At 67.9% G+C, this 24997-nt stretch carries 25 protein-coding genes, 1 tRNA gene and 1 pseudogene; 13 read left to right on the plus strand and 14 right to left on the minus strand.

Annotated features, from left to right (window positions below):
• Window positions 1-30: 30 nt before the first annotated feature.
• Window positions 31-303 carry a hypothetical protein gene (locus ACFJGU_RS11050; RefSeq protein ID WP_382310482.1) on the minus strand — a complete coding sequence of 91 codons (273 nt, stop codon included), beginning with the start codon at window positions 301-303 and terminating at the stop codon, window positions 31-33.
• Here ACFJGU_RS11050 and ACFJGU_RS11055 point away from each other — a divergent pair.
• Window positions 266-727, plus strand: a pseudogene (locus tag ACFJGU_RS11055) (MFS transporter); the annotation flags it as partial. The gene ACFJGU_RS11050 and the pseudogene ACFJGU_RS11055 overlap by 38 nt on opposite strands.
• A gap of 121 nt (window positions 728-848) precedes the next feature.
• Window positions 849-1355: an MFS transporter gene (locus ACFJGU_RS11060; protein ID WP_382310340.1), complete on the plus strand. Its 507-nt coding sequence runs from the start codon at window positions 849-851 to the stop codon at window positions 1353-1355.
• Window positions 1356-1412: 57 nt separating this feature from the next.
• Here ACFJGU_RS11060 and ACFJGU_RS11065 read toward each other — a convergent pair whose 3' ends face one another.
• Window positions 1413-2270: an AraC family transcriptional regulator gene (locus ACFJGU_RS11065; RefSeq protein ID WP_382303592.1), complete on the minus strand. Its 858-nt coding sequence runs from the start codon at window positions 2268-2270 to the stop codon at window positions 1413-1415.
• A gap of 144 nt (window positions 2271-2414) precedes the next feature.
• Between ACFJGU_RS11065 and ACFJGU_RS11070 the strand changes: the two genes are divergently transcribed.
• The 3 genes from ACFJGU_RS11070 (at window position 2415) to ACFJGU_RS11080 (ending at window position 5145) form a co-directional block, all read left to right on the plus strand.
• The gene (locus ACFJGU_RS11070) at window positions 2415-3986 is read left to right on the plus strand and encodes an aldehyde dehydrogenase family protein (protein ID WP_382303593.1); all 1572 of its coding nucleotides are present in this window, start codon (window positions 2415-2417) and stop codon (window positions 3984-3986) included.
• A 101-nt stretch (window positions 3987-4087) separates the two neighbouring features.
• Window positions 4088-4438, plus strand: coding sequence for a DUF779 domain-containing protein (locus tag ACFJGU_RS11075; RefSeq protein ID WP_382310342.1), 351 nt, complete (start codon window positions 4088-4090; stop codon window positions 4436-4438).
• Window positions 4439-4473: 35 nt separating this feature from the next.
• Complete coding sequence (locus tag ACFJGU_RS11080; protein ID WP_382303594.1) at window positions 4474-5145, plus strand: hypothetical protein; 672 nt, start codon at window positions 4474-4476, stop codon at window positions 5143-5145.
• A 31-nt stretch (window positions 5146-5176) separates the two neighbouring features.
• Here ACFJGU_RS11080 and ACFJGU_RS11085 read toward each other — a convergent pair whose 3' ends face one another.
• Window positions 5177-5335 carry a hypothetical protein gene (locus ACFJGU_RS11085; protein ID WP_382303595.1) on the minus strand — a complete coding sequence of 53 codons (159 nt, stop codon included), beginning with the start codon at window positions 5333-5335 and terminating at the stop codon, window positions 5177-5179.
• 131 nt (window positions 5336-5466) lie between these two features.
• Here ACFJGU_RS11085 and ACFJGU_RS11090 point away from each other — a divergent pair, with 131 nt between their 5' ends.
• Window positions 5467-7026, plus strand: a complete 1560-nt coding sequence (locus tag ACFJGU_RS11090) for a carboxylesterase/lipase family protein (RefSeq protein WP_382303596.1) — start codon at window positions 5467-5469, stop codon at window positions 7024-7026.
• A gap of 147 nt (window positions 7027-7173) precedes the next feature.
• Here ACFJGU_RS11090 and radA read toward each other — a convergent pair whose 3' ends face one another.
• Together radA and ACFJGU_RS11100 are read right to left on the minus strand one after the other, a co-directional pair.
• Window positions 7174-8496 (minus strand): DNA repair protein RadA, encoded by a 1323-nt coding sequence (gene radA, locus ACFJGU_RS11095; RefSeq protein WP_382303597.1) that lies wholly within the window; start codon window positions 8494-8496, stop codon window positions 7174-7176.
• 98 nt (window positions 8497-8594) lie between these two features.
• Window positions 8595-9383 carry a hypothetical protein gene (locus tag ACFJGU_RS11100; RefSeq protein WP_382303598.1) on the minus strand — a complete coding sequence of 263 codons (789 nt, stop codon included), beginning with the start codon at window positions 9381-9383 and terminating at the stop codon, window positions 8595-8597.
• Between the two features lie 147 nt (window positions 9384-9530).
• On the opposite strand from ACFJGU_RS11100, the gene ACFJGU_RS11105 reads away from it, so the two are divergent.
• The gene (locus tag ACFJGU_RS11105; protein WP_382303599.1) at window positions 9531-9932 is read left to right on the plus strand and encodes a DUF6855 family protein; all 402 of its coding nucleotides are present in this window, start codon (window positions 9531-9533) and stop codon (window positions 9930-9932) included.
• Window positions 9933-10044: 112 nt separating this feature from the next.
• Complete coding sequence (locus ACFJGU_RS11110; RefSeq protein WP_382303600.1) at window positions 10045-11667, plus strand: stealth family protein; 1623 nt, start codon at window positions 10045-10047, stop codon at window positions 11665-11667.
• Here ACFJGU_RS11110 and ACFJGU_RS11115 read toward each other — a convergent pair.
• Window positions 11603-12547, minus strand: coding sequence for a phosphodiesterase (locus ACFJGU_RS11115; protein WP_382303601.1), 945 nt, complete (start codon window positions 12545-12547; stop codon window positions 11603-11605). The two genes, ACFJGU_RS11110 and ACFJGU_RS11115, sit on opposite strands and share 65 nt — an antisense overlap.
• 161 nt (window positions 12548-12708) lie before the next feature.
• Window positions 12709-13374 (minus strand): potassium channel family protein, encoded by a 666-nt coding sequence (locus ACFJGU_RS11120; protein WP_382303602.1) that lies wholly within the window; start codon window positions 13372-13374, stop codon window positions 12709-12711.
• 66 nt (window positions 13375-13440) lie between these two features.
• Between ACFJGU_RS11120 and ACFJGU_RS11125 the strand changes: the two genes are divergently transcribed.
• Window positions 13441-14349: an alpha/beta fold hydrolase gene (locus ACFJGU_RS11125; protein WP_382303603.1), complete on the plus strand. Its 909-nt coding sequence runs from the start codon at window positions 13441-13443 to the stop codon at window positions 14347-14349.
• Between the two features lie 26 nt (window positions 14350-14375).
• Here ACFJGU_RS11125 and ACFJGU_RS11130 read toward each other — a convergent pair whose 3' ends face one another.
• Window positions 14376-15158: a glycosyltransferase family 2 protein gene (locus tag ACFJGU_RS11130; protein WP_382303604.1), complete on the minus strand. Its 783-nt coding sequence runs from the start codon at window positions 15156-15158 to the stop codon at window positions 14376-14378.
• 63 nt (window positions 15159-15221) lie between these two features.
• Here ACFJGU_RS11130 and ACFJGU_RS11135 point away from each other — a divergent pair.
• Window positions 15222-15311: transfer RNA gene (locus tag ACFJGU_RS11135), tRNA-Ser, on the plus strand.
• Window positions 15312-15404: 93 nt separating this feature from the next.
• Here ACFJGU_RS11135 and ACFJGU_RS11140 read toward each other — a convergent pair.
• Window positions 15405-17081 carry an FAD-dependent oxidoreductase gene (locus ACFJGU_RS11140; protein ID WP_382303605.1) on the minus strand — a complete coding sequence of 559 codons (1677 nt, stop codon included), beginning with the start codon at window positions 17079-17081 and terminating at the stop codon, window positions 15405-15407.
• A gap of 124 nt (window positions 17082-17205) precedes the next feature.
• Between ACFJGU_RS11140 and ACFJGU_RS11145 the strand changes: the two genes are divergently transcribed.
• The gene (locus ACFJGU_RS11145; protein ID WP_382303606.1) at window positions 17206-17733 is read left to right on the plus strand and encodes a hypothetical protein; all 528 of its coding nucleotides are present in this window, start codon (window positions 17206-17208) and stop codon (window positions 17731-17733) included.
• Window positions 17734-17770: 37 nt separating this feature from the next.
• Here the strand turns inward: ACFJGU_RS11145 and ACFJGU_RS11150 are convergent, their stop codons facing one another.
• Genes ACFJGU_RS11150 through ACFJGU_RS11160 form a run of 3 tightly spaced genes read right to left on the minus strand, consistent with a single transcriptional unit; the run spans window position 17771 to window position 20905 of the window.
• Window positions 17771-18490: a hypothetical protein gene (locus ACFJGU_RS11150; protein WP_382303607.1), complete on the minus strand. Its 720-nt coding sequence runs from the start codon at window positions 18488-18490 to the stop codon at window positions 17771-17773.
• Window positions 18491-18506: 16 nt separating this feature from the next.
• Window positions 18507-19364 carry an alpha/beta fold hydrolase gene (locus tag ACFJGU_RS11155; RefSeq protein WP_382303608.1) on the minus strand — a complete coding sequence of 286 codons (858 nt, stop codon included), beginning with the start codon at window positions 19362-19364 and terminating at the stop codon, window positions 18507-18509.
• Complete coding sequence (locus tag ACFJGU_RS11160) at window positions 19361-20905, minus strand: thiamine pyrophosphate-dependent enzyme (protein ID WP_382303609.1); 1545 nt, start codon at window positions 20903-20905, stop codon at window positions 19361-19363. The genes ACFJGU_RS11155 and ACFJGU_RS11160 overlap by 4 nt, the downstream gene beginning before the upstream one ends.
• A gap of 254 nt (window positions 20906-21159) precedes the next feature.
• On the opposite strand from ACFJGU_RS11160, the gene ACFJGU_RS11165 reads away from it, so the two are divergent.
• Window positions 21160-21879 carry an ABC transporter ATP-binding protein gene (locus ACFJGU_RS11165; protein WP_382303610.1) on the plus strand — a complete coding sequence of 240 codons (720 nt, stop codon included), beginning with the start codon at window positions 21160-21162 and terminating at the stop codon, window positions 21877-21879.
• Window positions 21876-23204, plus strand: a complete 1329-nt coding sequence (locus ACFJGU_RS11170; RefSeq protein ID WP_382303611.1) for an FtsX-like permease family protein — start codon at window positions 21876-21878, stop codon at window positions 23202-23204. The genes ACFJGU_RS11165 and ACFJGU_RS11170 overlap by 4 nt, the downstream gene beginning before the upstream one ends.
• On the opposite strand, the gene ACFJGU_RS11175 is transcribed toward ACFJGU_RS11170, so the two are convergent.
• Both ACFJGU_RS11175 and ACFJGU_RS11180 read right to left on the minus strand, forming a co-directional pair.
• A complete protein-coding gene (locus tag ACFJGU_RS11175; protein WP_382303612.1) occupies window positions 23140-24087 on the minus strand; it encodes a hypothetical protein in 948 nt (315 codons plus the stop codon). The two genes, ACFJGU_RS11170 and ACFJGU_RS11175, sit on opposite strands and share 65 nt — an antisense overlap.
• A 3-nt stretch (window positions 24088-24090) precedes the next feature.
• Window positions 24091-24915 (minus strand): alpha/beta fold hydrolase, encoded by an 825-nt coding sequence (locus ACFJGU_RS11180; protein ID WP_382303613.1) that lies wholly within the window; start codon window positions 24913-24915, stop codon window positions 24091-24093.
• Window positions 24916-24997 lie beyond the last annotated feature (82 nt).

A 24997-nucleotide genomic window follows, 5' to 3' on the forward strand; every position in this document is an offset into this window, starting at 1 on the left:
GATCCCTCCCGTCCGGACGATCGGCACGGATCAGCCGACGATCGGTCGGATGGCGCCGGGTGCGGCGTGCGTTGCATCCCCCATGAACAGCATCGACCTCTCCCCGGCCGGCGCGCCCACCGGCGCCGTCCCCACGACCGCGACCTCGACTCCCGCGCCGACGCCTTCGGCCACGCCGCCGACGCCATCGGCCACGCCGGGACAGCCGGAGCGCGCATCCTGGGCCGGTGTCGTGTCGCTCGGTCTCGGCGTGTTCGCCATCGTGATGGCCGAGTTCCTCCCGGCGAGCCTGCTCTCGCGCATCGCGGGCGACCTGGGCGTCAGCGAAGGCGTCGCCGGACAATCGGTGAGCGTGACCGCCATCGTCGCGGCCGTGGCCGGCATCACTCTGCCCGTTCTGCTCCCGCGACTCGACCGGCGCCGGGTGATGCTGGGGCTCACCGCGCTGGCGGTGGCCTCCGACCTCCTCGTCGCGCTCGCCCCGAACTACACGGTGCTGCTCGCCGCGCGCGTGCTGCTCGGCATCACGCTTGGTGGTTTCTGGGCACTCGCCATCGCCATGACAGCGCGCCTCGTGCCCGCCCGGCGACTGGGACTCGCCATGACCGTGGTGAACACGGGCGTCTCGCTCGCCACCGTCGCCGCCATCCCGCTCGGAACCTGGCTCGGGGAGGTCTGGGGGTGGCGTGCGGTCTTCGCGCTGGCCGCCGGCGTCGGAGTGCTCGCCTTCGTGGTGCAGGCGGTCGTGCTCCCGTCGGTGAAGCCCGACGGGGCACCCCGGATTCGGTCCGCTCTTCGCCACCCTGCGCTCACGCCTCATCCTGCTGGGGCTGCTCGCCACGGCGCTGATCGCCGGCGGTCACTTCACCGGATTCACCTACATCCGCCCCGCCGCCGAGAGCATCGGCGGCATCGAGGCCTCGGGTCTGGCGCTGCTCCTGCTGGTCTACGGCCTCGCCGCCTTCGCAGGCAACCTCGCGGCCGGCCCCGTGGCCGACCGTCGGATGCGGCTGGCGGTGCTCCTGTTCCCCCTCACGCTCGGAGCGGCGATGCTCGTCTTCGCCGTCGCGGGCGCGACCACGGTCGGCGTGCTCGCCGCGGTCGCGCTGTGGGGCTTCGGATTCGGCGGGGCGCCGACGACCCTGATGACCTGGATGGCGCGGACCGAGCCGACCCGGCTGGAGAGCGTCGGAGGGCTGCAGGCGGCGACCTTCCAGGTGGCGATCGCGGCCGGCGCGGTGGTCGGCGGCGTGCTCGTCGACGGCGTGGGTGTCGGCGCCGCGCTGGTGGGCGGAGGGGTCGCCGTGCTCGTCGGCGCGGTACTCCTCAGCACACTGAGGAACCGCCGCGGCTGAGACGTCGGCGCCAAGGGAGCGTGCGGGGGGTGGGCGCTGCGGGGCCCGCCCCCCGGCTCACTCCCCGCGGCGCCAGGCAGTGGGCGACGTGCCGGTATGCCGGCGGAACGCGCGGCTGAACGCCTCGTCGGAGCGGTAGCCCACGGCCGCCGCGGTCTGCCCGACGCTCAGACCCTCGTCGCTCAGCAACGCCTTGGCGCGGTCCATCCGTACCTGGGCCAGATAGCCGAGCGGCGGCTCGCCGACCGCGCGGCGGAACTGCTCCGAGAAGACGGATCGCGACGACTGGGCCAGGCGGGCGAGTCCCGCCACGGTCCACGGTGCGCCGGGCTCGGCGTGGATCGCCTCCACGGCGCGGGCGATGTGCGGGTCGCGGAGGGTCAGCGCCAGGTCTGTGCCCGCGGAGAGGCATCCGTTCTCGACCCAGCTGCGCATCACCGCGGCGGCCAGCACCGCGGCGAGGCCCTGGGCGAGCGTGGCCGATCCCGGTCGCCGTGACTGCACCTCGGTGCGCAGGGCAACGGCAACGGCCGTCACCACCGGATCGTTCAGAGCCAGTCCGCACGCCATCATCAGCTGGGGGAAGCCCTGCGCCGACAGCAACGTGGCCGCTGTCGCGCCGTCGACCCGCAGACGGGCGGTCACGAGCTGTCCGTCTTCGAGGGCTGTCACCGTGTGCGATCCGCCGTGCGGCAGCACCACCACATCGCCGGCTCGCACGATCGCGCACTCGCCGAGTCGTGCGACGGCCGCCGAGCCCGACCGAAGGTGATGCACCACGACGCTCTCGGCCTCGAACATCCGTCGGTCGCCGGCGGCGAGTTCTTCCGCCTGCAGGGCCGTCGCGGTGAGTCGCAAGCGCGCGAGGAACTCGGAGAGCGGATGCGGGTCTGCCGCGGTAGCGACGAGTGTCATGCCTACCTTCAAGGCGCAAAGGCACATCCGCATTCCCCGCCCGTCCGCGGAATGGGCCCCGGCAACCTCGTGCAATCACGTGCAACCTTCCGACGCGTAGCGTTCAGCCTGTCCGACACCGTCGTCGAGAAGGAGCATCCACTCATGACCATCACCGATCGCCCCGAGGCCGCCGCAGCGGCCCCCTCCGCCCCGAACGTCTACGCGAATCCGGGAACTCCCGGAGCCGTCATGTCGTTCAAGCCGCGCTACGACAACTTCATCGGCGGCGAATACGTTCCGCCCGCGAACGGCCAGTACTTCCAGAACCCCTCGCCCGTGACGGGCCAGGTCTTCACCGAGATCGCCCGCGGCACCGCTGCGGATGTCGATCGTGCCGTCGAAGCGGGGTGGAAGGCGTTCGACGCCTGGGGAAAGACCAGCGTCGCCGAGCGCGCCGTCATCCTCAACAAGATCGCCGACCGCATGGAGGAGAACCTCGAGGTTCTTGCCGTGGCCGAGACCTGGGAGAACGGCAAGCCGGTGCGTGAGACGCTGGCCGCCGACATCCCGCTCGCCATCGACCACTTCCGCTACTTCGCCGGGTGCATCCGGGCGCAGGAAGGTGGCATCTCCGAGCTCGACCACGACACCGTGGCCTACCACTTCCACGAGCCGCTGGGGGTCGTGGGGCAGATCATCCCGTGGAACTTCCCCATCCTCATGGCCACCTGGAAGCTCGCCCCGGCGCTCGCCGCGGGCAACTGCGTGGTGCTCAAGCCGGCCGAGCAGACACCGGCGTCGATCCATGTCTGGCTCGACCTGATCAAGGACCTGCTTCCCGCCGGTGTGCTCAACATCGTGAACGGGTTCGGCATCGAGGCGGGGGCGCCGCTGGCGTCGCATCCGAAGATCCGCAAGATCGCGTTCACCGGTGAGACGACCACGGGCCGCCTCATCATGCAGTACGCGAGCGAGAACCTCATCCCGGTGACGTTGGAGCTCGGCGGCAAGAGCCCGAACGTTTTCTTCGCCGACGTCGCCGACCAGAAGGACTCGTTCTACGACAAGGCACTCGAGGGCTTCACCTTCTTCGCGCTCAACCAGGGCGAAGTGTGCACCTGTCCATCGCGCGCCCTCGTGCAGCGGTCGATCTACGACGGGTTCGTGGCCGACGGCCTCGACCGTGTGGCGAAGGTCAAGCAGGGCAACCCTCTCGACGTGTCGACCATGATCGGGGCGCAGGCCTCCAATGACCAGCTCGAGAAGATCCTCAGCTACATGGACATCGGCAAGCAGGAGGGCGCGAAGCTGCTCGCCGGCGGAGAGCGCGCCGATCTCGGTGGCGACCTGAGCGGTGGCTACTACGTGCAGCCGACCGTGTTCGAGGGGCGCAACGACATGCGCATCTTCCAGGAGGAGATCTTCGGGCCGGTGCTCGCCCTCACGAGCTTCGACGACTACGACGACGCCATCTCCATCGCCAACGACACCCTCTACGGCCTCGGAGCGGGCGTCTGGTCGCGGAGTGGGTCGCAGCTCTACCGGGCGGGCCGCGCCATCCAGGCCGGTCGCGTCTGGTCGAACACCTACCACCAGTACCCCGCGCACGCGGCGTTCGGCGGCTACAAGCAGTCGGGCATCGGCCGGGAGAACCACCGGATGATGCTCGACCACTACCAGCAGACGAAGAACCTCCTCGTCTCCTACGCCGACGGGCCGATGGGATTCTTCTGATGCCGAACACGGTTTCGGGCTCGGGCTCGGGCTCGGGGGAGGGGGTCGCTGCGGCGGCTCCCGCCCTCGACCGGGTCGACGTGACGGATGCCGCGGCCGACATGCTGCGGCACCTCGCCGCCACCAACGGGCAGCTGATGTTCCACCAGTCGGGCGGATGCTGCGACGGCTCGTCGCCGATGTGCTACCCGGTGGGCATGTTCCGGGTGGGCGCCTCCGACATCCTGATCGGGACCTTGCACGTCGAGGACACCTACCCGATCGAGGTGTACATGTCGCGCTCGCAGTTCGAGTACTGGAAGTACACCCATCTCACCATCGACATCGTCGACGGGAGGGGCAGCGGCTTCTCCATCGAGGCGCCGGAGGGCAAACGGTTCCTCATCCGCTCCCGGATGCTCGATGACAGGGAACTCGAAGCTTTCGGCCTCGCGACTCACGGAGCGGTGTAGCGCCCGTTCGCGTCTCCGCTGGTTAACCTGGGGGCATGTCGACGATCAGGCATCCGGTCGGGCCTCAGCCCAAGAAGGTGTACTGGCGGCGCCGTCTGGTGGTGCTGCTGTTGGCGCTCGCGATCATCGCCATCGTGGTGCTGATCGTGGTGCGACCCGGGTCGGGCCCGGCCGACGCGAGCAACGGCGTCATCCACACCGGTCCGCCGCCGAGCGCGGCCGCGACGGATGCCGAAGACACGGATGCCACGTCCACGCCCGGTGCCGTCGACGCGTCCTCCACCACCCCGCCCGGCGAGGTCGTGGCCTGTGCCGCCGGCAACATCACGATCTCCCCCGTGACGGATGCCGCGAACTACCACGCCGCCACGAAGCCCCAGCTCTCGTTCACCATCACCAACACCGGCTCGGAGCCCTGCAAGATCAACGCGGGCACCTCGCAGCAGATCTACACGATCACGAGCGGTGAGGAGACCTACTGGGTCTCCACCGACTGCCAGACCGATCCCTCCGACACCGAGGCCGTGCTCGAGCCCGGTGTCGCGGTGGCGTCGACGCCCTTCACCTGGGATCGCACGCGCTCCTCGAAGGACACCTGCTCGGCCACCGACCGCCCCCAGGTTCCGGCCGGCGGCGCGTCGTACCACCTGAACGTGCAGGTCGCCGGCATCGACTCCGCCGACTCCCAGCAGTTCATCCTCAACTAGTCGGGCGCACTTCCGCGGGGTGGCTGAGAGGCTACTTGTAGAAGAGGGCGGCCCAGACCAGGATGCCGGCCAGGGCGAACAAGGCGAGCACGAGGGCGATGATCCCGGCCTGGCGGAGGCGCGGGCGAGCGGTGGGGTAGTAGCGGCGGTGGATGCGTCGCTCTCGGCGACGTCGCTTCGTCGAGGGCACGGATGTGACGCTACGCTCGCCGTCGATCCGGCGGGTGACGGGCGTGTGAACGAGCCCTGAGAATCCGCTCGGAGTACCGTTCCGGCGGCGCGAACGGGGTGGCGTTCACCCGACGGCTGTAGCATTCAGCCGTGACCGTCACGACGTCTGCACCACCCGCGCTCGAGGTCGAGGTGACGGGCGGAATCGTGCGGGGCGTCGAGCGGCGGCGGCTCGGATTGCGGCACTGGCGCGGCATCCCGTTCGCCGCACCACCCGTCGGATCGTTGCGCTTCCGGGCGCCGCGGGCCGTGGTGCCGTGGGAGGGTGTGCGAGACGCCGCCGAGTTCGGGCCCATCGCGATGCAGTCCCGCAACGGCAACTTCATCGGCGCCTCGCGCACCGCCACGATGTCGGAGGACTGCCTCACCGTCAACGTGCTGCGGCCGGCGACGGCGGCGCACGGGCTGCCCGTCATGGTCTTCATCCACGGCGGTGCCTACAGCGTCGGCTCCTCGGCCGAGTACCCGCGCAACGGCGAAGCCCTGGTGCGCGAGGGCGGGGTGGTCTACGTGAGCTTCAACTACCGGCTCGGTGCGCTCGGCTACCTCGACTTCACCCGGTTCTCGACCCCGGAGCGGCCGCTCGAGTCGAACCTGGGACTGCGTGACCAGGTCGCCGCTCTCGAGTGGGTGCGCGACAACATCGCCGCCTTCGGCGGTGATCCGGCGAACGTGACCCTGTTCGGCGAATCCGCCGGAGGCAACGCCGTGACGACGCTGATGGCAACACCCGCGGCTCGCGGTCTCTTCGCCCGGGCGATCGCGCAGAGCGCCCCGGCCAACGCGATCTACCTCCCCGAGATGACCGCCGTCTGGGCGCAGGAGTTCGTCGAACTCCTCACCGAGTCGATCGACACCGACGGTGTCGAGTCCACCTCCGACGACATCGCCGGGCAGGTGCTGGCGGATGCCGCGGCGACGGAGCTGGTGGAGGCGGCGGTCTCGCTCACGCTGAAGACCCCGGATGCGCATCCGGGCACCATCGTCCTTTCCCCGGTGATCGACGGAGACTGCCTGCCCGAGCGCCCGCTCGACGCGTTCAAGGAGGGCCGTGCCGCCCCCGTGCCACTCATCATCGGCACCAACGACCGCGAGGGATCGCTGTTCACCGGCCGTCTCGACATCCTGGCGACGACGCCCAAGCGCATCCGCGCCATCTTCTCGCGCACCAAGAAGGGCGCGCGCAAGGCGATCAAGGCGGAGTACCCGGGCCTGCCGGCCAAGCGCCCGGCTGCCGACTTCGGAGGCGACTACGCCTTCTGGTATCCCACCGTGAAGGTCGCCGAGCGCCACGCCCGCTATCAGCCGGTGCACTTCTACCGTTTCGACATCGCACCCCGGCTCGTGCGCCTCGCCGGTTTCGACGCCACACACGGTCTCGAGCTCTACGCCGTGTTCGACCGGATGAACGGCTGGTTCGGCCGCACCATGACGGTGCTCGGCGGGCGGCGGGCCTTCCTCGCCGCGAGCAAGCGCATGCGCGCGCACTGGCTGGCCTTCGCCCGCGACGGCCGGGTCGACGAGACCGAATGGCCGCGCTACGACGAGGAGGAGCGGCTGACGCTCGTCATCGACGCGACCGACCGCGTCGAGCCCGACCCGCGTGGTTCGCGCCGATTGGCCTGGCAGGCCTTCGTCCCCCACGTCTGACCCGCCCCCCCTGGCGATCCACCCGAGGCGATACGCGCCGTGACCTGTCCATCTCGATGGAGTTTCAAGGCAATGGGACATCTGGATGGAGACTGGGGCGCGTCTCGCCGAAACCTCCATCGAAATGGGCGGATCTCGTGACGGCGCTCAGCCGAAGGCGCGGCCCAGCGCCTTCACGAGCTGGCGCACGTCGTCGTCGATGATCGTGGTGAAGCCCAGGCGCCGGGCCTCGGACGTGCGGGTGCGACTCGACGAGACCGGCCGCACCTCCCCCGCCAGGCTGATCTCGCCGAAGGCCGCGAGGTCGTGCGCCAGGGGCCGGTCGTTCGACGCCGAAGCCAGGGCCAGCGCGATCGCGAGATCGGCGGCCGGCTCCGTGAGCTTCACCCCGCCGACGGTGGAGACGTAGACGTCTTGCTCGCTCAGCTTGATGCGCGCCCTCCGCTCCAACACGGCCAGGATCATCGCCACCCGTGAGGAGTCGACCCCGTTCGTGACGCGGCGCGGATTGGGCGACGGTGTCGACACCACGAGCGCCTGCACCTCGACGGGCAGAGCCCGCCGCCCCTCGAGCGCGACCGTGACGCAGGTGCCCGATACCGCATCCGACCCGCGCGAGAGGAACAATCCGCTCGGATCGGGCACCTCCGCGATGCCGTCGGACGTCATCTCGAAGCAGCCCACCTCATCCGTGGGCCCGAAGCGGTTCTTGAGCGCGCGCACGAAGCGCAGCGAGGTCTGCCGGTCGCCCTCGAACTGGCACACCACGTCGACCAGGTGCTCGAGCACCCGCGGCCCCGCGATCGACCCGTCTTTGGTGACGTGCCCCACCAGCAGCACCGGCAGCGACCGCTCCTTCGCCACCCGGATGAGCGAGGACGCCACTTCGCGCACCTGGGTGGGCGACCCGGCGGCGGAATCGAGCGACGACGACGACACCGTCTGCACCGAGTCGACGATGACCAGGTGGGGCTGCACCGCGTCGATCTGGCCGAGCACGGTGGCCAGGTCGGTCTCGGCCGCGAGCATGAGCGTGGGAGAGAGGGAATGCGTCCGCTCGGCGCGGAGCTTGACCTGCGACACCGACTCCTCGGCCGACACGTAGAGCACACGCAAGTTCTCTTCGGCTGCCTTCGCCGCGACTTCGAGCAGCAGCGTCGACTTGCCGACTCCGGGCTCGCCGGAGAGCAGGATGGCCGCCCCGGGCACGAGACCCCCGCCGAGCACTCGGTCGAACTCGCCGATGCCCGTGGCCCAGTGCGCCGCGACGTCGGAGGAGATCTCGGTGATGGGCCGCGCGATCCGCGCCTGATCGAGCACCGTGGCCCGCACGGCGCGTGAGATGCCCTCGTTCTCGGCCGACGACACGACGGTGCCCCAGGACTGGCACTCACCGCAGCGCCCCACCCACTTCGCCGTCTGCCATCCGCACTCGGTGCAGCGATACGCGCTCGGAGTTCTGGTGGCCATGAGCACCACAGTAGAGGCGACCACCGACATCCGGCCGCCGCCTCGCGAGGTGTGCGGAACCAGCGTCGTTCGTTCAGCGCGGGAGGAGAGGATGCGCCTCAGTCGTCGTCGTCGAGATCCAAGTCGACGAGCACCTGGCCGGCCTTGCCTCGAGCGGCGAGCGTGGCGGCACGCTCGGCGAGGCGGCGGCGCACCTCGACCTGCGCTTCCTCGACGAACCGCGGATCGAGGGGGGCGCTCGGGAAGTGCGGGTCGCCGTGGTACTTCTCGATGTAGGCGTCGAGCTCGGGGCCCGACTCCCACGAGGTGATGAGGCAGTAGCGCGGCTCGGGGCCTTTCTGCCAGACCGCGTGCCAGAAGCGCTGGGTGTCGACGATGACCTGGCGACCGGCGGGAAGCGAGATACGCACCTCGGTCTCGGGGTCGAAGCGGTCTTCGCGCAGGATGAGGTACGACTCCGGGTCGTCGGAGAGGTTGAAGAATCCGCGCACGATCCAGCCGGTGCCATCCGGGTTGAGGCGGTTGTTGTCGTCCTGGTGCAGGTTGTACAGCGCCGTCGGGTAGGTGTCGGGCTGCAGCTCGATGACCCGGCAGCGGCCGATGTTCGCACCGGGCTCCTCGGCACGCGCCTTCAGGATGGGTGCCTTCTCGACGTTCGCCTGAACCCACACGCCGTCTTTGTCGGTGCGCGGAGGAGTGTGGTTCCAGAAGGCATTGCACTCCATGTCGCCGAAAGCGCTCGTGAGCGGGGCGAAACGGGTATCCCCGGACGACTTCCAGTCGACGTATTCGAGGTCAAGCCATTCCTTCGGATCGGCCGCCTGGTCGTAGGAGTCGAGAACGACGTAACCGGTCTCGTCGAATGCTTTCGATCGAACGTAGCTCATCGGGGAAATGGGCCCTTCCAGTAAGAGAACAAGCGCGTTTTAACAGGCTCTACTTAGGTAAGGCTAACACGCTGCATCCGGCCCGACAGGGGGACGAAAGTCCTCCTGCACTTCCGGTGGTGCTCTGCGCGGAGGACAATGCGATCCATGGCATCCGGAACCGCTGAAGACCCCTGGCAGCTGACGACCGCTCCCGGCACGTCGGCCTACACCATGTACCGCGACGAGGCCGCCGATCCGCCCACGCTGGTGTGCCAGGTGGGGTCGACGACACTGAAGTACCAGCTGCGCGCCATCGACGACCTGCACGCCTGGCTCAAGGAGCGAGGCGACTGGGTACCGCTCGGCGCCGCCGACGAGCAGAAGCCGGCGGCGGAGGGAACCGTCGAGGCCTGGGGTCGCTCGGAGCAGAATCCGGTGGGCGGCTGGTACGGGCTGCGCAAAGGCTATCGCGGGCGATTCGGCATGTACCTCCCGCCCTTGCTCGAGCAGCTGGGGCTGGTGGAGCTCACCCACGACGCCCGCAACAACTCGGTGCGCGCGCTGTGAGCGGACAAGCGAGCCGCACACGCCGGATCGACGTAAACTGAGACGACTGGCGACGACGGCAGGAGCACCGACACCCCCAGCAGACCCACCCGTTCGACCCAAGGAGGCGACTTTGACCGATGACGTATCTGGAGCCCCCCACCTCGAATCCGTTCTGCGCACCGCGTCGTCGCATCCGATCGCGTTCGATCGCAGCGACCTGGTGCTGCGCAAAGGCCAACTGACCCTCATCAACGGGCACGCGACGCCGCGCCAGTCGATGATCGAGGATCTCCTCTTCATCGCCGACGCCCTCGACGCGGCGCACGTGCCGTTCCTTCTCGTGCGCGGCAACGACGAGCGCCCGGTGCTCGCGGTGCGCTGGGCCGATCGCAAGCGCGCCAAGGCTGCGCTGCTGGAGAGCATGGCCGGCGAGCCGTTCTACTCGAAGGTGCCCGGCGCTCCGGCGCTGCTGGTGGCCGACGGCAAGCTCTCCCGCGACCCGAAGGCCCGTGTCATGCGGCTGTTCCGACCGCGCATCGAGCCGATCGGCCGACTTCGCTACGGCGTCGGCTCGGCGGTGCAACTGGAGTTCTGGCGGGAGAACGGCGATGTCGTCGAGGCCCCTGTGGAGAATTCGCTCACCCGCCGACTGATTCCTCGCGAGGAGATGACCGAGACCACGGTGGATCTCTTCGGTCGCACCTGGACGACCATCGCGGGCATGTTCGACGCGCTGGCCAGCGACATCGGTTTCGACGTGGACATCGTGTTCTCCTGGGTGGACGGCACGGCCATCGAGTTCCAGCGTGCCCGCGCGAAGCGCATGGCGAGCTACGTGGTGGGCGACGGCGACGATTCCGAAGCGCGCTACCGCCAGATCGACGAGTTGAAGTACGCCCTCCGCAGCGTCTACACCTTCGCTCCGTGGGTGCGCCGCATCTTCATCGCCACGGATTCGCCCAGGCCCGCCTGGCTGGCCGACGACCCGCGCGTCACGATCATGCCGAGCGAGGAGTTCTTCCGCGACCCGTCGGATCTGCCCACGCACAACTCGCACGCCGTCGAGGCCCAGCTGCACCGCATCCCCGGGCTCTCGGAGCACTTCCTCTACTCCAACGACGACATGTTCTTCGGGCGTCCGGTGAAGCCCGACCTGTTCTTCTCGCCCGGCGGCATCACGAAGTTCGTCGAGGCCGACACCCGTATCGGCCTCGGGGCGAACGCCCTGCACCGCAGCGGTTTCGAGAACGCGGCGCGCGTCAACCGCGAGCTCTTGCAGCAGCGCTTCGGCCGGGTCACCACACGCCACCTCGAGCACTGTGCGGCCCCGTTGCGCAAGAGCGTGCTGTTCGAGATGGAGCAGGAGTTCTCGGACGCCTTCGTGCGCACCGCTGCGAGCCCGTTCCGCTCGGCCACCGACATCTCGGTGACGAACTCCTTCTACCACTACTACGCGCTGATGACCGGTCGCGCCGTGGTGCAGACGGAGGCGAAGGTCAAGTACATCGAGACCACGCTCCGCTCCGCCCTCAAGGAGATGGACGTGCTGCTGAAGAAGCGGTCGATGGACATGTTCTGCCTCAACGACGGATCGAAGCCCGAGATCGAGGTCGAGGAGCGCACCACCGCCGTCATCTCGTTCCTCGAGCGGTACTTCCCGTTCCCGGCCCCGTGGGAGAAGACCGAGGTCACACTCCCGTCGGCAGCAGGATCGGCATCGTCATCGGCGGCTCTGGCGATACCCGCGGGCTGACCGCGTCGGCGATCGTGATGCCCAGCGTCGCGAGCCGCAGTCGGGTCTCCTCCGCCGTGATGTGGTCGAGCGCGGGGTAGCTGCCCACCGGCACCACGGAGTGCAGGACGGTGTGCTCGTAGACGTGCACGAGGTTGAAGGCCTGGGCGCCGGCCCGGCCCTTCGTGCCGCCGATCTCCACGTTGAGGTCCTGGGTGTAGCAGGTGGCGCTCGCGACCGACACCGGGATGCCGGCGAAGGTGGCGGTGGTGGAGTAGTGCAGGTGCCCGGCGATGATCGAACGCACGTCGGAGCCTTCTAGTACCTCGGCGAGCCCCTTCTGGTCACGGAGCTCGACGGCTACTGCGAGGTCGAGCACGCTCGGCACCGGCGGGTGGTGCATGGCCAGGATGCTGCCGTGCGGTGCCGGGAACGCCAGCTCTTCGGCCAACCAGTCGAGCTGGGCATCGGTGACCTGGCCGTGGTGGTGGCCCGGCACGGTGGAGTCGAGCGTGATCACGCGCAGCCCGTTGACGTCGTAGACCCGGTCGACGGCGCGGTCGCTCGGCATCTCGCCGAAGAGTTCCTCGCGGAAGGCGGCGCGGTCGTCGTGGTTGCCCATCACCCAGATGACCTGGGCGCCGAGCCGCGCGGCGGCCGGCTCGACGATCGCGCGGAGCCGCTCGTAGGCATCCGGCTCGCCCTTGTCGGCCAGGTCGCCGGTGAAGACGATGGCTTCGGGACGGCCCCCGGAAGCCTCGAGCTCGGCGAACACCTCGCGCAGGTGCGCCTCGCTGTCGACGGTGCCGTAGAGCTTGCCGCCACCGGCGAGGAGGTGCGTGTCGCTCAGGTGAAGGAGGAAATGGTTCGGCCTCGGGTACTCGGCCGTTCTGTTAGTCACAAGACTTCCATTCGGGTGAGGTGCGGGCTCCAGGGGTGTCGCCCGTCCGTGGTGCTGCTACGACTCAAGCACGCGAAAGTGAACGTTTGGGTGACGCCGGCTGGCGAGTCGCACCGGGAATCGAGTCTGGTCGGGTGCGGCTTGGGGTGACACCCCCAGTTCTAGGGGGTGTCGTCGTGCTCGTGCTCGCGAGCCCGGGGCCGGATCTTCTCGTTGATGAACGACACGATCGTGGCGGTGGCCACACCGAGGATGGCGACGCCGCCGAACATGAGGATGACGGCGAGAACGCGCCCGAGCACCGTCACGGGCACGTAGTCGCCGTAACCGACGGTCGTCATCGTCACACAGGCCCACCAGATGGCGTCGCCGAAGCTGTTGATGGTGGCGCCGGGAGCACCGCGCTCGGCGGCGAGCTCGGCCAAGGCGATCGAGTAGACGAAGAGGACGACGAAGAGGGCGGCGTAGATGATGATGGTCGCGCGCACGGAGCCTCCGCTCCGCCGCCGGAAGTACGGGATGTCGCGCAACCGGGTCAGGAGGAGGAACGGACGGAACACCGGCACCAGCACCGAGAGCAGGTCGAGTGGTGTCGAGCGGAAGAAGGCGCCCTTGTCGGTGGCCAGCACCAGGCGCACGACGTAGTCGACCGCGAAGCTGAGCCAGATCACGAAGAGGGTGATGCTGAGGGCGAGTGTTCCCTGGGGCGCCATCTCAGGGGTCAGCACCTGAACCGTGTAGAGCACGATGAACACGATCGAGAGCACCACGAGAGGAACCGACGTGGTGGTCTCCCAGCGCCGGCGTCGGCTCTCGTCCTTCGTCATGCCCGTCTCCTCGGTCGGCATCAGGATGACACACGGTTCAGTCGCCGGAAAGAGTAAGTTGGGTGCGTGTTGGACCCGGCCCTGGAGGCGAAGCGACTGGCGGTCAGCCGCGACGAGAACCTCCCAGACATCGATTGGGTGACCCCGCCCGCCGGTGCGGTCACGTCCACCTTCCACGCGCCGAGCGGCCGACTCGCGGTGGTCTCCTTGGGCGACCCGTCGCATCCGCGCGTCGTGCTCGTGGCGGGTGCCACCGGGTCGAAGGAAGACTTCCACTTCATCATGCCCGAGCTCGTGGCCGCCGGGTACTACGTGCAGAGCTACGACCTGGCCGGGCAGTTCGAGTCGCACGCGGCGGGCCCGTGGAACCTCGACCCTCCGCGGAAGCACTACACGCTCGACCTCTTCGTCGACGACATGATCGCCTTCCTGGAGACCGGCACGACGCCGGTGCACCTGCTCGGCTACTCGTTCGCCGGGGTGGTGGCCGAGGTCGTCGTGACGTCGCGGCCCGACCTCGTGGCGAGTCTGACGCTGTTGGGCACGCCGCCCGATCCGGGCCAGAGTTTCGCCGGGGTGAGCCGGATCGGCCGCTTCTCCGATTTCGCGACGCCGGCTGCGGCGGCGAACCTGATGCGCTGGGGTGTGCAGGCGAACGTGCTGCGGGTGCGCCCGGGCCGCCTGAAGTTCGTGCGCGACCGCTTCCACCTCACCCGGCGCGACTCACATCGCGACATCATGGACATCATGATGCGGGCGCCCGACCTCGAGGCGGCACTCGCGGCGGTCGACATCCCGAAAGCCGTCGCCGTGGGCGAGCACGACCTGTGGCCGCTGGCGCGGCACGCGCGGTTCGCGGAGGCGATCGGCGCCTCCATCTCGGTGTATCGGACGGGTCACAGCCCCTGCGAAGACGCGCCGTACGAATTGAGCGGCGACCTGCTGGCGCTGTACGCGAAGGCGTCCGCCGAGTAACGGTGCAATTCAGGAGCACCGAGGCCCTATGCGGCGTCGGTCTCGCTCAGATGCACCGAAACTCGGCGCGCTGCCGCTTTGCGGGCGGCTCGCCGGCGCCGCCAGCGCCGCCACGGCCATTGTCCGGGCAGGTTCACGCCGATGGTGCGGAAGGCCCAGCCGAGCCGCCGCATGAACCCCTTGTAACTGTGGAACGGGCGCCCCGAAATCGGCATCACGAGGGTTGCGTCGTATTCCACGGTCATGTCGGGCAGCAGGTGGTAGGTGATGTCGAGGTCGTCGTGCACCCGGCGATCGGTGCGGTGCACCGTGTCGCGGATGCGCATCCAGGCATCCCGCCGCATCGCCATGTTGCTTCCGAAGAGGGGCGCGTGGCCCAGGAAGAGCGTCATCCAGGTGACGTAGCCGCCGAGGTAGAAGGTCTTGCCCGCCCACGCGCCCGCGGCGTTGATGTCGTAGAAGCGGCCGGGGCCTGTGTAGGCGGTGGGGGCATCCGCTCGTCGGAAGACGCTCTCGACGCGTTCGAGCCAGTCGGGCAGCGGTACCGAGTCGGCGTCGATGCGGGCGAGGATCATTCCTTCCGCGGCGTCGAATCCGGCGGCGGTCGCGCGCAGGATGCCCTGTACGGGCTCTTCGATGAGGCGAGCGCCGTGCGTGCGGGCGACATCCGCGGTGTCGTCGGTGCTGCCGTTGTCGACCACGATGATCTCGTCGGCGGGGCGGGTCTGCGCGGCGAGGGCCTCGAGTGCGCGCCGCAGGAACTCGGCGTCATCTCGGGCAGGGATGACCACGGAAATCGAGATCTCCATCTCGCCAGACTAGCGCCCGCCGCCGATTGGCGAGACCGGCCCCGCTCGCGTACACTCGTCTGCGGTACCGTGTCCGAGCGGCCGAAGGTGCAACTCTCGAAAAGTTGTGTGGGGGAGACTCCACCGTGGGTTCAAATCCCACCGGTACCGCCAGTGAAATGCCTGGTCAGGGGTCCTTTTCGTAAGGCCCCTGATCTGCGTTTGACTACAATTCAGCTGCACGTTGAGGGACTTGGCTCGGTTCGCCTAGTAGTCCGCTATCGCAGCGTGAACGGATCGCACCGCGCTCGCTCCTTCTCCGACCGCGCCCGTGACCCTCTTCATCGAACCCTGCCGCACATCGCCCACCGCGAAGACCCTCGGGAGGTTCGTCTCGTACGGCAGAGGGCTCCTTCCCAATGAATCGAAGGCGCCGACCGCCGAGGGTGGCAAGTCGGTGTCGGTGAGCAGGAATCCGTCGGAGCTCAGAAGCAGTTCATAGCTCCCGCTGTCACGCAGCCATCCCGTTGCGGGTTCAGCGCCGATGAAACAGAACAGGCCGCGACAGTCCTGCGACCATGTCAGTCCGCTCGTGTGATCGGTCAACGTGACTCGCTCAAGATGGCGGCCGCCGCTCAGCCCCACGACCTCCGTGCGCGTGCGGATCTCGACGAGCGGATGCGCCTCAAGGCGATCGACCAGGTAGGAGGACATCGTTTCGCGCAGGTCAGCGCGTCGGGCGGCGATCGTGACGGCTGCGCCGCGTGACGCGAGATGGAGCGCGGCTTGCCCGGATGAATTGGCCCCGCCGATCACAGTGACGCTGCTCTGCCCACAATCCCTCGCCTCGATCTCCGTGGCCGCGTAGTAGATGCCGGCGCCCTCGAATTCCGCCCAATTGGTGATGGGAAGCGACCTGTAGCGCGCACCTGTTGCGACGATGACGGCCCTGGCGCGAATCGTGGCTCCGTTCTCCAGCGCCAGTTCGAGCAGTGGACCTGACGTGCTCAGTGCCCTGATCTCGCACGGCGAGTAGAGATGTGCCCCGAACTTCTCGGCCTGCACCATCGCTCGTGCGGTGAGCTCTTCGCCGCTCAACCCTGACGGGAAGCCGAGGTAGTTCTCGATCCGAGAGCTCGCCGCAGCCTGCCCGCCCAATGACACAGCCTCCAGCAACACCGTGTCCAAGCCTTCGGAGGCTCCGTACACGGCCGCTGCCAGCCCGGAGGGTCCGCCTCCGATCACAGCGAGGTCGACGATCTCGGCCTCTGCGCGTGGCCGGTAGGTGAGTCCCAGATGGACTGCGAGATCGCCGGGAGTTGCATTTCTGAGAGTGCCGTCTGGTGCCAGCACCGCCGGCAGGTCTGTGGCACCGAGATCGAGCTCGCGCGCCACGGCGGCTCCTTCGGCGCTTTCGATGTCAATCCACGAGTGCGCGATCCTCTGGCGCGCCGCGTAGGTGCGGAGTCTGAGAGCTCGAGCATCCAGAGCACTCCCCACGATTTCGACACCTCGTGCCCCCTGTCCGCCTTTGAGGAAAAGCCGCCGGCTGATGAACGCACGAAGCATGAGATCTGACAATTCAGGATCGTCAGCCATCACTTTGCGGAATCCGGCCGCGTCGATCCTCGTGACGGTGCCGTCCTTCGTCACGCGGCCTTGCAGAAAGATCCGTTGCCCGGTCAGGAGGTTGAGTTCACCGATGAACTCGCCCGGCCCGAACGAATCGACGATCGACTCCTCGACCAGCATCGTCGCCGGCTGCACGACATCGACCGCGCCGTCATGAACCAGGATGAGGTCAGGCGACGTGTCACCCGAACCGAAGACGGATTCGCCCGCGGTCACAGAAGCGAGTTCGCCGTAGGCAGCCAGCCTCGACATGTGTGCGAGGGAGAGGATCGGATGCGCCGCGCCCGCGTCGGCGGAAGTGAATTCGGTCATGCCCTTGAAAGTAATGATCTGCGGCAGCCGCGTCGTGGCTCGGACGGGGTCAGGATACGAGACGACGCAGGCTGGCCCTGCGAGGAACACCTCCAGCGGTCCCCGGGCGGTTAGCCTGAAGATCATGCCCAATCAGCGTCAGGAAATCCGCGATCGTGCTGAGGGCACCGCGTTCATCGAGTCCCTCACGGGCGTTCCGGCGTTCGGCTTGGACAAGCACCTGACGATCTTCGCTGCGAACAGGCTTGCCACGGCTGTCATGCCCACCGTCGCCGTCGGGGCGAACCTTGCCCGTTCAGTGTTTCTCGGCGACGAACCCAGGCACTTCGACGCGGGCTGGGGACTCGCGTGTGAACACGTATCCGCCGCGCTGAGAGCATCATTGGACCGCCACGGAGAAGATGACGAGTTCATTCTGATCGTGGGGGAACTCGCCGCATTGAGCCCTGAGTTCAACAGCGTCTGGGCGAGGAATGCGCCGCCGACAGCAACCGGGACTTTCCGTTTTCTCGCCCATGATGCGGGCAGGATGGCGCTGACCTACGAGCGCACCTCCGTCTCGGATGGAAGCGGAGACGCCGTTGTCACCTGGCAGCCGGCAGACGAGATGTCAGCGGAGCTGCTGCGACAGGTCAGTCCTCCCGAGGCCTGATGGCTTCGGGAGGACTGACCTGTCGAACGGATCGCGTTCAGCTGACAGAAACGTCGTCGATGTCGATCGAGACGAGCAGCGGCTCTCGTACGGCCCGACCAGCGTCGTCCCGCACGTAGATTTCCCGGTGCCGGGGGAGCACCAGTCCGTCGAAGGTGGCTTGCTCGGTCATGTACTCCACGGCCGGTGAACCCCCTGCGATGTCCACCGAGTAGTCGCGGCGACGAAGCACCCCGTCGGAGTCGGCGTAGACCACCTGGACCGGTGTGTGGGTGGCCAGTGAGCTCGGGTACGTCACCCGCAGCCGGTCCCAGATCTGTCCGTCTTCCTCGGTCCACGGACCGAGCTCCTCCGTCACCACTCCCTCGAGAGTGAACGACTGCGGTTCCGTGTTGTACGTCCACATGGCGTACCCCGTGAAGTAGGCGAGGTGCAGATCGGTCCACGGCGTCATCAGCTCGTGACCGTCGAACGCTGCCCGGGGGTGCAGGAACTCCTTCACGACCGTTCCGTTTGCGTGAACGATCGCGACCCGGTCGGGAGTGAAGTCGGTGTGGAGATTCGCGTCACCGAAGTTGTACAACTGGCTGTGCTCGCGCCGAAGGTCGACGGTGAATCGACCTTCCTCCGCAATCCCCGGCACGGATTTCAGCGACCAGAACGCTCCACCGAAGTGCCGTGTGGCCGAGATGTGGTCGACCTCGCTCCAGCGTCTTCCGCCATGCGCGTCAATGATCTTTTCCAGTAGCGTTCCCATGTTCTTTCTCCGATTTCTAGATGTTCGTCGAGTCGACGAAGTCGTTGACCAGGGCCGCGGCCTCGGCCGGGTACTGGAAGATCGACGCGTGGGCGGCGTCGGGGAGGATGTGGATGCGTGCATCCGGGATCAGGCCGGCGAGGAGATGAGAGCCCGGTGTCGGGATCATCAGGTCGTCGTCGCCCTGCAGAACAAGGGTCGGCTGGCTGATGCCGAGAAGGCGCTCGAGGCGTCCAAGACCCGGGATGCCCCAGTCGAGCACGGCATCGTACTGCGCGTCACGAACGGCCGGCGTGGTCGGGGCGTCCCGGTCCTCGGTGCGGCTGAAGATGCGGCGGAGGAACTCGCCGCCGAGGGCTCGGCTCGTGTCGGTGTGGGCGAAGAAGATGTAGAGCAGACTCTCGGCGGTGGGCTGGTCATGGTGCGATTCGCGACGGATGTCTTCGCGCCAGCCGTGCATCCGCGGTGCGCCGGAGGGGCCGGTTCCGGCGAGCGTGAGGGAGCGTACTGCGGTCGGCCGCAGGAGGGCGAGCTCCTGGGCGACGAAGCCGCCGAGCGAGAAGCCGAACAGGTCGTACCGGGCGATGCCCAGTGCATCGGTGAATGCCGTGATGTCACGTGCCATCTGAGCGACGGTGGTCGGAACGCGGCCGGTCGACCCGCCCACGCCCGTGTTGTCGACCAGGATGACTTCGCGCTGCACGGCGATCGCGTCGATCAGCGCTGGGTCCCAGTTGTCGAGGTTGCCGCGGAAGTGCTGGAGGAAGATCATCGGAACGTCGTCGGAACTGCTGCCGAAGCGCCGGTAGGCGTAGGTCTCTCCGTTCGCAGCAGCGACCGAAAGCGTGGGTGCGGTCAGTGTGGTGGTGCTCATGATGTTCTTCCTTTCATGGGGTGATCGCTTCGGCGGGGGCCCGCCGGGCGAGAACAGAGATCGTTTGTGAAATCGGTTGTCAGCTTTCGGAGCGGGAAATTCCGATCTCGCTGGTCCGGGACGCCCAGGGCGATTTCGACGGCGGCGGTGCCGCGAGAGGCGAGCAGGCGCGTCAGGGCCGACCGCGCGTCCGAGAACAGGTTCAGGTGTGTGACATCGATTCCGCTGAGATCGTCGGATAGCCACGTCGTGGCTGGGCACGGGTTCAGCAGCACCGTCTTCACCGGGAGGCCTAGGCGTGCGAGAGCGCTCAGCCGCTCGCCGAGCTGCGCCGCCCCGCGTAACCCCACCAGTGCGATCACTTGGCGCTCCACGTCGCTGGACTGTGCCCCTGCGGCCCGCGCGATCGCGTCGGCCAGCGCACCGTGCCTCATCGAGCCGATCACCCGACGGCTTCCGTTCGTGCGGAAATGACGCGCGCCGCGGTGCCACTCCGGCCCCATGTCGACGGCGAACACGGCATCGGAGCCGGCGACGTCGCTCAGCAGAGCCGCGACATTCTCTGCGTCGAAGGCGGCGGTCACCGCTTCGGAACGCAGCCGGTCGTCTTCCATCCGCCGACGAGCCGTGGATTCGACCATGAACGCCTTATCGGTGCGCAGCGACAGCTGGGATGTCAGCGCGGTGAGGGTTCCGCCGACATCGCCGACGAGGGCGAAGTGCACCGCCGTGCGGCGGCCGATCCGGCGTGCATCGCGGTCGATCTGAACGACCGTCGCGCTCGGCGGTATCAGCTGCGGGTACGCAAAATCAGTTCCGAGCAGGACGACGGCATCTGCACGGGCGATGGCTTCGCGAGAAGCCGAGTGGCCGGAGTCGCCCGCCAGCCCCACGTCGTAGGGATTTCCCCACTCGAGGTTCTCCTTGCCACGAAGGGTGTGTGCGATCGGTGCCTGCAGGGTGCAGGCCAGCGCCAGAACCTCGTCATGGGCATCTGCGGTTCCGCCCCCTGCCACGAGCACCACGTTCCGCGCCGCGCTCAGGGCAAGTGCCACCCGGCTCACGTCGTCGGCGTGAGGCACTCTTCTCGCTGGTGGCGACACCGTGGTTCGGGGAGTGAGCCCGAACGGGCCGGCGAGCTCCGGCAGCGCGAGCTGAGAAATGGGAATGGCGACGACGGTGATCGAACGCTCCTCGAGGGCAATACCTGCCGCTCGCGCAATGGCGTCCCGCAGCGGTGACCGGCCGTCGACGACTTCGCAGCGGGCGCCTCCGTCGGCTAGTGCTTGTATGCGATCAGTCGCGACTTCGTTGCCGTTCTCATCCGGCAGAAGCAGGATGGCCAGAACCGCGGCGTCGGTGCTGATCGCGTTCTCCACGCCATCGAGGAAGCCGGCGTGCTCCATCGATCCGGCACATACGGCGAGTTGTCCGGTGACCGCAGCCTCGCCGGCGGCGGCTGGGGCGGCCCAGCCCGCATGCGACAGCAGAAGCTGGGGGAGCTCTTTCGTGTGGGTGGCCGCGACCGTGATGTGTGCCATCGTTCCGCCATCGGCGACGTGAATCCGTCGCACTCCGAGTGCTCGGAGTTCCTGCAGCAGATTGTCTGCACGTGATTGCATGGCTCACACTCCGTTCCGATCAGCTGGCCTCGGTGAAACGGTACGGAGACTCGACAGGGGTGGTCATGGCCCTTGCACGGACAGGCAGCCCGTGGGGCTGCTCCCAGGGAGGCCACCCTCATTCACGGTGCAGCTTTCTACGCTGAACCAGGACGATCTGGAGGGAGAGCTGGATGCTCGTTGTGGCAGAGAACCTGAGAAAGAGCTATCGGGCAGCGAATGGCGGTTCCTCGGTGGAGGTGCTGCACGACGTTTCGATCAGGGTGCGGGCGGGCGAGTTCGTATCGGTCGTCGGGCCGAGCGGATCCGGGAAATCGACGCTGCTGTACTGCCTCGCGGGTCTCGAACCCGTCACCAGCGGATCCGTCCGTCTCGCCGGGAGCGACCTCGCGACTCTGAGCCGCTCGCGCACCGCCCGATTGCGGCGCGACCATGTCGGCTTCGTGTTCCAGGCCTACAACCTGCTGCCCTCCCTCAGTGTGCGCGAGAACGTCGAAATCCAGGCGCGCCTCGCGGGGCGTCGTGTGCCACGAGCCGAGATCGACGAGAGCCTTCGCTCCGTGGGCCTTGAGTCGTATGGGAGCGCCCACCCGGGCACCCTCTCGGGCGGCCAGCAGCAGCGCACCGCGATCGCCCGTGCGCTTGTCGCTCGTCCGAGCGTGCTCTTCGCAGACGAGCCCACTGGCGCGTTGGACGCGGTAGCCGGCGCCGAGGTGATTCGTCTGCTGCGAGAGACCGTGACCTCTGAGCGGGCAGTGGTGATGGTCACCCATGATCCGGAAGCGGCGTCCAAGACAGACCGGGTTCTGGTGATGCGCGATGGTCGCGTGCACCGCGAGATGGTGCAGCCGAGCGCGCGCGACGTCTTCCGCGCCGTGGAGCAAGCAGCATGATCGCGCGACTCGCGCTGCACGATCTGCGCGACTCACGTGTTCTGTGGTTGGCCGCCGCGATCGTGGCGGCTGCCGGCTCGTTCATCGCGTTGGTGCCCGCCACGTTGATCGAGTCGGCTTTACCGGTCACCGACGTGACATCGCTCGCTCTGCTCGCCATCGCCGGCACCGTGATCGCGTTCACCGCGGTTTCGTTGGTGATCGTGATGGTCTCGGTTGCCCGTGCCACGATCGACGCGCGGCGGCCGACCTTCGGCCTGTGGCAGGTGAGCGGGGTGCTGCCAGGTCAGGTCGGCGTGGTGGTGTTCGTACAGGTGGTCGCCGTCGGGGTGCTCGGCGCCGTTCCCGGGGCCGTCCTGGGTCTCTGGTTCGGCCCGGTCTTCGTACGGACCACCCTCACCGGGTCGCTGGGTGCGTTCGACGCGCACGCGGGCCTTGCGGGGGCCGTGGTCGCGGTCGTCGCCGTCACACTGCTCATCTGTGCTGCCGCTGTTCCCGCGGCTCGGCGGGCTGCGGGCACTCCACCCATTCGGCTCCTCGGCGGTGATGACGTCGTCGACTCCCGGCCGCGGAGCGGTGGAGGCCGCTTCGTGTGGGGAAGAGCGATCGTCGCGGTACTTCTCGGGCTTCTGCTCTACCGGCTGCTGATCTCTCTTCCCTCGTCGATCGATACCGGAGGCTCACAGCCGCTCCTGATCGGTCCCTTGGCGGTCGCACTGCTGTGCCTGCCGGGTCGGAGGGCGATGGCGGCGGCGGCTCGGGCGTGGACGGCGGTCGTACCGACTCGCTGGTCGACCTCAGTCCTGCTGGCGCGCGCCGATGTGACACGCAGTCCCGATGGTGCGGCACCGATCACCCCCTTCGTCGTGGCGATCGGCCTTCCGGTGACGTTTCTCGCCGGCACCTCGATCGCGTCGAGCGCGAGCGGCACGCCCGGCAATGGCTCGACGTCGGGTACGGTGCTCGTGCTCTTCGGACCGGTGCTGCTCGCTGCGGTCGGCGGCGGAGCGTCACTTCTCCTTCGCTCCGTGCAGCGTCGACGGGAGACGGGGGTTCTCGATTCGCTTGGAGCCGGACTCCCTGTGATGGTGCTTCAGCGATTGTGGGAGGTCGTCATCGGGGTGACGACGGCGACCCTGGTGGCCGCGGTCGCCCTGGCAGTCACGGTCGGTGCCGAACTCGCGGTGCTGGCAGCATCGGGTCGTGAGTCGGCCGTCTATCTCGACGCCCGGCCACTGCTGGCAGTGACTGGACTGTGTCTCACGATCGGACTGATTGTCGCGGCCTCAGGAGTGCCAACGATCGCACGCCGATCGCGCCGATGAAGAGGGTGGCGGCCGCAAGCACGACCCACGCGGCCACGGTCGCCCACGTCGCGTTCTCGAGCGAGAGGAGACGGATCGTGAACGTGGCGCTGGCCGCCGCTGTGAAGGTGAGAGCCCAGAACCCGAGGGCGAACGGCAGCTTCACGTACCTCCGGATGAGGAACAGGTGTGGTGCGATGACGGCTGCCATCGCTCCGGCGAGCAGCTCGCTGATCATGCCGCCCTGGCCACCGCTGATGATCCACCACGCGTTCCCTGCCACGGCCGGCGGGGCCGAGAAGACGCCCAGGGTCGGCATCAGCGCCGGCAGCGAGTCGGGGCCGGAGATCAACCGGGCGATCACAGCCCCACCGATCAAGAGCCAGAAGAGCATCCCGATTCCGAGCGCGCCGACGGCGAGCTTCGGTTGCCCGACTATCGCCAGCGATTGTGCTGTGAGCAGGCCGGCCGCGACCGTCGGGAGGAAGTATCCGCTGTGGACGGGTCCGAATCCTCGTGAAACGGTGAGCAACTGCGAGATGAACCACGACCCGAATGCAGCCGACAGAACCACGCACACCCACACGAGCGGTACGCCGAGCTCGGGCAGTGTCGGCTCGAGGTGGGCACCCAGGAGCATCGGTGGAATCGGGATCAGCGCGGCGAACGGGCCGAGTACCGGGTTCGTGAGGTCGCCCGCGAGCTCCTTCCATCCATGAAGCCGGCCGACGTAGAGCGTGAGCGTGATGAGCCAGACCAGAAGAGCGAGACCCCAGAGGGCCTCGCCGATGAACTGAGGCGACGCGAGTGCTCGCGTCGCCTCAGTCCAGGCTCCGGCCAGCCCGGTCAGCCCGAAGGCGATGCCGAAGGTGTTCAACGGCGGTCGGGGGCGGAGTGTTCGCATGCGCTAGCCCTTGATGAAGGCGAGCACATCTTTGATGAGCTCGTCCTGGTAGTCGCCGTAGATCCCGTGCGGGGCTCCCTCGTACACCTTGAGCGTGCCGTACTTGACGAGCTTGATGCTCTGCTCGGCGGCGCCGGCGATCGGCACGATCTGGTCGTCCGAGCCGTGCGCGATGTAGATGGGAACGTCGAGCGCCTTCAGGTCGTCGAACTGCTCGGTCTCCGAGAACGCCTTGACGCAGTCGTAGGCGGCGGCCAGGTTCACCAGCGCACCCTGGCGCCAGAAGTCGCGTTTGGCGCCCTCGGACACCGAGCTCCCGGGCCGGTTGGCGCCGTAGAAGGGTCCCTCTGCGAGGTCGATCCAGAACTGGGATGCGTCCTTCAGCACTCCGGCGCGGATGTCGTCGAACACCTCGATCGGCGATCCGCTCGGATTCTTGTCGGATTTGAGCATCACCGGCGGGATGGCACCTGCGGTGACCACCTTCGAGACGCGGCCGTTGGCATACTGGGCCGCATAGCGGACCGCTTCACCGCCGCCGGTCGAGTGGCCCCAGATGACGAGATCACGCAGGTCGAGGTGCTCGATCAGCTCGGCGAGATCGCGGGCGTAGGTGTCGATGTCGTTGCCCGTGTCGGTCTTCTGCGACCGGCCATGGCCTCGGCGGTCGTGGGCGATGGTGCGGTAGCCGGCGTCGGCGAACACCTTCAACTCGACCTGCCAGGCGTCGCTGGACAGGGGCCAGCCGTGGCTGAACACGATGGGCTGGCCTGCCCCGTTGTCGGTGTAGTAGAGCTCGATGCCCTCGGACGTGGTGAAGTACGGCATGATCTGTCTCCTTGAAGTGGTCTCGTCGGTCGTCATGTGACGGCCCCCACGTTACGAATCCGACGGGCCGGAGCACGTGGCC

It is taken from the genome of Herbiconiux sp. UC225_62, assembly GCF_042694625.1.
Taxonomy (GTDB): domain Bacteria; phylum Actinomycetota; class Actinomycetes; order Actinomycetales; family Microbacteriaceae; genus Herbiconiux.

Coding starts and splice junctions, on each gene's coding strand:
- radA (WP_382303597.1), bottom strand. CDS start 8,496: ATGGCCACCAGAACTCCGAGCGCGTATCGCTGCACCGAGTGCGGATGG.
- ACFJGU_RS11165 (WP_382303610.1), top strand. CDS start 21,160: ATGCTCGTTGTGGCAGAGAACCTGAGAAAGAGCTATCGGGCAGCGAAT.
- ACFJGU_RS11145 (WP_382303606.1), top strand. CDS start 17,206: ATGCCCAATCAGCGTCAGGAAATCCGCGATCGTGCTGAGGGCACCGCG.
- ACFJGU_RS11080 (WP_382303594.1), top strand. CDS start 4,474: ATGTCGACGATCAGGCATCCGGTCGGGCCTCAGCCCAAGAAGGTGTAC.
- ACFJGU_RS11065 (WP_382303592.1), bottom strand. CDS start 2,270: ATGACACTCGTCGCTACCGCGGCAGACCCGCATCCGCTCTCCGAGTTC.
- ACFJGU_RS11070 (WP_382303593.1), top strand. CDS start 2,415: ATGACCATCACCGATCGCCCCGAGGCCGCCGCAGCGGCCCCCTCCGCC.
- ACFJGU_RS11120 (WP_382303602.1), bottom strand. CDS start 13,374: ATGACGAAGGACGAGAGCCGACGCCGGCGCTGGGAGACCACCACGTCG.
- ACFJGU_RS11050 (WP_382310482.1), bottom strand. CDS start 303: ATGCGCGAGAGCAGGCTCGCCGGGAGGAACTCGGCCATCACGATGGCG.
- ACFJGU_RS11155 (WP_382303608.1), bottom strand. CDS start 19,364: ATGAGCACCACCACACTGACCGCACCCACGCTTTCGGTCGCTGCTGCG.
- ACFJGU_RS11140 (WP_382303605.1), bottom strand. CDS start 17,081: ATGACCGAATTCACTTCCGCCGACGCGGGCGCGGCGCATCCGATCCTC.
- ACFJGU_RS11180 (WP_382303613.1), bottom strand. CDS start 24,915: ATGCCGTACTTCACCACGTCCGAGGGCATCGAGCTCTACTACACCGAC.
- ACFJGU_RS11160 (WP_382303609.1), bottom strand. CDS start 20,905: ATGGCACACATCACGGTCGCGGCCACCCACACGAAAGAGCTCCCCCAG.
- ACFJGU_RS11105 (WP_382303599.1), top strand. CDS start 9,531: ATGGCATCCGGAACCGCTGAAGACCCCTGGCAGCTGACGACCGCTCCC.
- ACFJGU_RS11100 (WP_382303598.1), bottom strand. CDS start 9,383: ATGAGCTACGTTCGATCGAAAGCATTCGACGAGACCGGTTACGTCGTT.
- ACFJGU_RS11150 (WP_382303607.1), bottom strand. CDS start 18,490: ATGGGAACGCTACTGGAAAAGATCATTGACGCGCATGGCGGAAGACGC.
- ACFJGU_RS11175 (WP_382303612.1), bottom strand. CDS start 24,087: ATGCGAACACTCCGCCCCCGACCGCCGTTGAACACCTTCGGCATCGCC.
- ACFJGU_RS11130 (WP_382303604.1), bottom strand. CDS start 15,158: ATGGAGATCTCGATTTCCGTGGTCATCCCTGCCCGAGATGACGCCGAG.
- ACFJGU_RS11075 (WP_382310342.1), top strand. CDS start 4,088: ATGCTGCGGCACCTCGCCGCCACCAACGGGCAGCTGATGTTCCACCAG.
- ACFJGU_RS11170 (WP_382303611.1), top strand. CDS start 21,876: ATGATCGCGCGACTCGCGCTGCACGATCTGCGCGACTCACGTGTTCTG.